Source organism: Pseudomonadota bacterium, from assembly GCA_010028905.1.
In the GTDB taxonomy this organism is placed as follows: domain Bacteria; phylum Vulcanimicrobiota; class Xenobia; order RGZZ01; family RGZZ01; genus RGZZ01.
Genome location: RGZZ01000456.1, coordinates 1 through 4,111, shown reverse-complemented (window position 1 = coordinate 4,111; position 4,111 = coordinate 1). Strand labels below are relative to the sequence as shown.

6 protein-coding genes are annotated in these 4,111 nt (G+C 62.8%); 5 read left to right on the top strand and 1 reads right to left on the bottom strand.

Going from position 1 to position 4,111, the window contains the following annotated elements; all coding sequences use genetic code 11:
• From EB084_21080 to EB084_21060, 5 genes are all read left to right on the top strand, one after another.
• Positions 1–208 (top strand): hypothetical protein (locus EB084_21080; GenBank protein ID NDD30762.1); only part of this gene is annotated, 208 nt, incomplete at its 5' end.
• A 287-nt stretch (positions 209–495) separates the two neighbouring features.
• The gene (locus EB084_21075; GenBank protein ID NDD30761.1) at positions 496–1,287 is read left to right on the top strand and encodes a flagellar hook-basal body complex protein; all 792 of its coding nucleotides are present in this window, start codon (positions 496–498) and stop codon (positions 1,285–1,287) included.
• Positions 1,288–1,363: 76 nt separating this feature from the next.
• Entirely contained in the window at positions 1,364–2,179 is an 816-nt protein-coding gene (locus EB084_21070; protein NDD30760.1) for a flagellar hook-basal body complex protein, read from the top strand.
• A 122-nt stretch (positions 2,180–2,301) separates the two neighbouring features.
• Positions 2,302–2,607: a hypothetical protein gene (locus EB084_21065; GenBank protein NDD30759.1), complete on the top strand. Its 306-nt coding sequence runs from the start codon at positions 2,302–2,304 to the stop codon at positions 2,605–2,607.
• A gap of 79 nt (positions 2,608–2,686) precedes the next feature.
• A complete protein-coding gene (locus EB084_21060; protein NDD30758.1) occupies positions 2,687–3,526 on the top strand; it encodes a FliA/WhiG family RNA polymerase sigma factor in 840 nt (279 codons plus the stop codon).
• A 77-nt stretch (positions 3,527–3,603) separates the two neighbouring features.
• On the opposite strand, the gene EB084_21055 is transcribed toward EB084_21060, so the two are convergent.
• Complete coding sequence (locus EB084_21055; protein ID NDD30757.1) at positions 3,604–4,029, bottom strand: dUTP diphosphatase; 426 nt, start codon at positions 4,027–4,029, stop codon at positions 3,604–3,606.
• Positions 4,030–4,111 lie beyond the last annotated feature (82 nt).

Sequence of the window (4,111 nt, the reverse complement as noted above, 5' to 3'; positions counted from 1 at the left end):
GCTTGATGCGGCCGTCGACACCGAAGATGCCCGCGCGGCCATCGAGCCGCATCTCGACGTGCTGGTGGGGCGCCTCGAGGCGCTGGGATACCGCTGCCCGAGGCCGACCTGCAGCCCTCGCTCGAAGGTGGAGCAGGCGGAATCTGTGCGTGGCCTCGTGGGAGGCGCGCCGTTCGACGCGCTCGAGCGGGTGGACATCAAGGCATGAAGCCGATTTGTTGCGATTTCGAAATGATTGAGAAAGAGGTTGAGCAGGCGAATGGGGGGAATTCCTCAAAGTCGGGCAAGGATTTGCCCGCTGTGACGGTTGTTCCCGGACGTCTGTATCATCTGGTTGGCGAGATTCTCGCGTTCACGGTGCAGGTTGATCGCTCTCCGTCATCGGGGGTCGAGGCCCGTCAGGCAGCGCCTGCATCTGAATCGACGCGTGAAGGGTTCCAGGGGTAGGCCCCCAGACACGGTTTCCGACATCCATCAAGGAGAGGTACGCCCACGATGCTAGACGGTATGAAGTATGCCAACGCCGGCATGATCCAGATGTCGATGAAGCAGGACATCATCACCAACAACCTGGCCAACGCCACGACGACGGGCTATCGCCGAGAGACGGCGTACATCAGCTCGTTCTCTGATGTGCTCGACAAGAAGATGGGCTTCATCCCAGGCAAGGGTGGCCGCGCCGAGTTCAACGGCTACATGGAGGTCGGCGGTGGCCTCGAGATGGAAGGCGGCATGCGCCAGGACACGGTCACTGGCTTCTCCCAGGGCTCGCTGCGCGAGACGGGCAACAGCTTCGACCTCGCCCTCGACGACAATGGCAAGGGCTTCTTCACCGTGAAGATCGGCAGCGATGTGCGCTACACCAGGAACGGTGCATTCCGCCTCGCGCCGGACGGTCATCTCGTCACCTCAGAGGGCGCGCAGCTGATGGGCCTCAAGGGCGCCATCAACGTTGGCAAGGCGAGCTCTGTCGAGGTCACGCCGGAGGGTGTCGTGAAGGCAGACGGCCGCGAGATCGATCGCCTGCGCATCACCCAGTTCCAGAACCTCGGTGCGATCAAGAAAGAGGGCACCAACAACTTCGTTGACAACAACGCAGGTGCGCTGACGCTCACGAAGGGCGTCTGCGTGCGCCAGGGGTTCATCGAGCAGGGCAATGTCAACGCGGTGGCCGAGATGGTCGAGCTCATGCAAGTGTCACGCGCCTTCGAGGCAAACCAGAAGATGCTGCAGACGCAGGATCAGGTGCTCCGCAAGGCGGCCAACGAGCTCGGCAAGGTTCGGTAGGGCGAGGGGGGGCTTGCCCCGACTCGAGGTTGATTGAACGCAACACAGGAAGATTTGAAGAGGAGGATCCCAGGCTATGATGAGAGCGCTCTACACTGCAGCGTCGGGCATGATGGCGCAGCAGCTGAACATCGACAACATCTCCAACAACCTGGCCAACGTGCAGTCGGTCGGCTTCAAGAAGTCGCGCGTCGACTTCCAGGATCTGCTCTATGCACACATGCAGGACCCCAACGCGACGGCCACCGGGGGCACCCAGATCGGTATGGGCGTTCGCGCTGCGTCCACGCAGAAGAACTTCACCCAGGGCACGGTGCAGCGCACCGACAGCCCCTACGATCTGGCTGTCCAGGGCGACGGCTTCATCACGGTGAGCACGCCGGACGGCGAGGCCTACACCCGTGACGGCGCGCTCAAGTACGACGCCACCAAGGGCGAGATCGTGAACGCAGCGGGCTTCTCGATCCTGGCCAAGGATTCGAGCGGCAAGGTGCACTACGGCGTGAAGATGCCCAATGGCGCCACGAACTTCACGGTCGACCCCGATGGCACCATGCACTGCACCGACGCCAAGGGAAGCGACGTGAAGATCGGCCAGCTGATGCTCACGAAGTTCCTGAACCCGAACGGTCTCAAGGCGATCGGGGGCAACCTCTACGTCAACTCTGCCGATATGCGTGGTGTGGCGGGTTCGCATGTCGTGGGCACGCCCAACGACAAGAACCTCGGTCTTGGCGGCATCGCCCAGGGCCACCTCGAGAAGTCGAACATCAACGTGGTCGAGGAGATGATCAGCATCGTCCAGGCGCAGCGCGCGTTCGAGATGTCCCAGAAGGGCGTTCAGGCCGCAGACGAGATGATGCGCATGACCAATCAGATGCAGAAGGGCTAGTCGCCTTTCTGACAGCGAGGTGCGCAGCCTTCTCAGGAAGGCTGCGCACCCCCGGACGCATGAGCCCGCAAGGGCTCTGCAGGAGACACGCCAGTGTGGCGTAAAGTACGGAGGGCAGTGCGATGATCGACGGAATGAGTCCGATTCCGCCTGGCTCGGCGGGGGATTACGATCCTTCGAAGAAGCAGCGTGAAGACGCGAAGCTCAAGGACGCAGTCCAGCAGTACGAGCAGGTGTTTCTCAAGCAGCTCTTCCAGGAGATGCGAAAGACCGTTCCCAAGACGAGCCTGACAGGCGAGCCCAACAAAGAGCAGGAGATGTTCGAGGGCATGCTCGACGATGAGCGTGCCAAGGCCTGGTCGCAATCTGGCGGCATTGGCCTGGCGAGCATCATGTACGAGCAGCTCCGCAACCAGAAAGAGCCCTGACGACTGCTGACGTGATCGGCGTGAGGCTGGGCTCTCCTCTGGGGCAGGTTGGCTGCTGGTCTCGTCGATTGCGCGGAGGATGACCCCCGGAATGGATGTGGCCCAGCTCTGGAGATTGGCGAAAGACGAACAAGACGGCTCCGCGCGTGAGCTGCTCGTCGAGCGCTTCCTCCCCCTGGTCGAGAGCATTGCCAGAGGGGTGGCGCGCAAGTTTCGCACGGGTGTCGAGCTCGATGATCTCATCAGCGACGGCACCTTCGGTCTCATGCGCGCCATCGATGCCTTCGACCCCGCGCGAGGCGTCAAGTTCGAGACCTATGCCACGCCTGTGGTGCGTGGCTCGATATACAACGGCCTGCGAACCCTCGACTGGGTTCCCGAGCGCACGCGAGGCAAGGTGCGTGAGCTCCAGAAGGCCATGGACAAGATCACCCAGGCCACGGGTCGTACCGCCACCGAGGCCGAGCTGGCGGAAGAGCTCAAGCTGAGCGCCAAGGAAGTGTACGAGCTCATCAACGACCTGGGGTGCTCGTACCTTCTTTCTCTCGACCAGCCCCTCGGCGCTTCTGCCGATGAAGACGTGACGCTGCTCGACACCGTGAAAGATCGAGGAATGGGGGCTCCCGAGCTCGAGGCCGAGTTCGTCGAGCAGCGCGCCACCCTCAGAGATGCCATCAACAGCCTCCAGGATCGTGAGCAGCTGCTGATTCGAAAGCATTATTTCGAGGGCGTGAACTTCGAGGCGATCGCTCGAACCATGGGGGTCTCCAAGCAGCGCATCTCACAGATCCACGCGCGCGCCGTGCGACGTCTTCGCGAGGCGATAGGCAACCTCGAGATCACGCCTGAGGCCATGCTGACGTTCTCCATGGGAGAAGAGGCCACGACCACCAGTGAGCTCGACGGCCTGACGCTCTAGGAGAGCGGCCGAACAGGCCGATCTCTGCCCCGACGAAGTGCCAGAGGTGCGGCTTCGGCGGCGCTTCACGGGTGCGCTCAGACGCCGGTGCTGCCCAGCCCTCCGCGGTCTGTGGGCGCAATCTCGCCCTCGAGCAGGTGCACCTCCCAGACGCGCTCGATCTTCATCTGCACGATGCGCTGACCCGCTTCGAAGACGTGCTCGGAGTCACTGATGTTGTGGATGATGGCCTTGAGCGGCTGTCGGTAGAGATGGTCGATGGTGCCCGGATGAACAACGATGCCTCTGCACGCCAGACCGCTGCGCCCTCGCACCTGTGCTTCCCAACCGGCTTCCAGCTGCAGCGCGAGCCCGAGGTCGACGATGGTCGTCGAACGGGGGGCGAGGGTCACGGGGGCTGGGGTGGAGAGGTCGAAGCAGGCGTCTGTGGAGTTGGCTTTGCGAGGAAGCGCAGCGTTCTCGTGGGTGCGTGAGAAGATGACGGTGGTGTCAGGTTTGCTCATGCGCGCGAGATTCGCAGTGCCGGCGGGGCTTCCTTCAGCAAAGGGCGCCAGTCGGGGGGGAGGAGTTGCCGCTCGGTCGTTG

Excerpts from the sequence above, each read along its gene's own strand:
- EB084_21055 (NDD30757.1), bottom strand. The coding sequence starts at position 4,029 with ATGAGCAAACCTGACACCACCGTCATCTTCTCACGCACCCACGAGAAC.
- EB084_21070 (NDD30760.1), top strand. The coding sequence starts at position 1,364 with ATGATGAGAGCGCTCTACACTGCAGCGTCGGGCATGATGGCGCAGCAG.
- EB084_21075 (NDD30761.1), top strand. The coding sequence starts at position 496 with ATGCTAGACGGTATGAAGTATGCCAACGCCGGCATGATCCAGATGTCG.
- EB084_21065 (NDD30759.1), top strand. The coding sequence starts at position 2,302 with ATGATCGACGGAATGAGTCCGATTCCGCCTGGCTCGGCGGGGGATTAC.
- EB084_21060 (NDD30758.1), top strand. The coding sequence starts at position 2,687 with ATGACCCCCGGAATGGATGTGGCCCAGCTCTGGAGATTGGCGAAAGAC.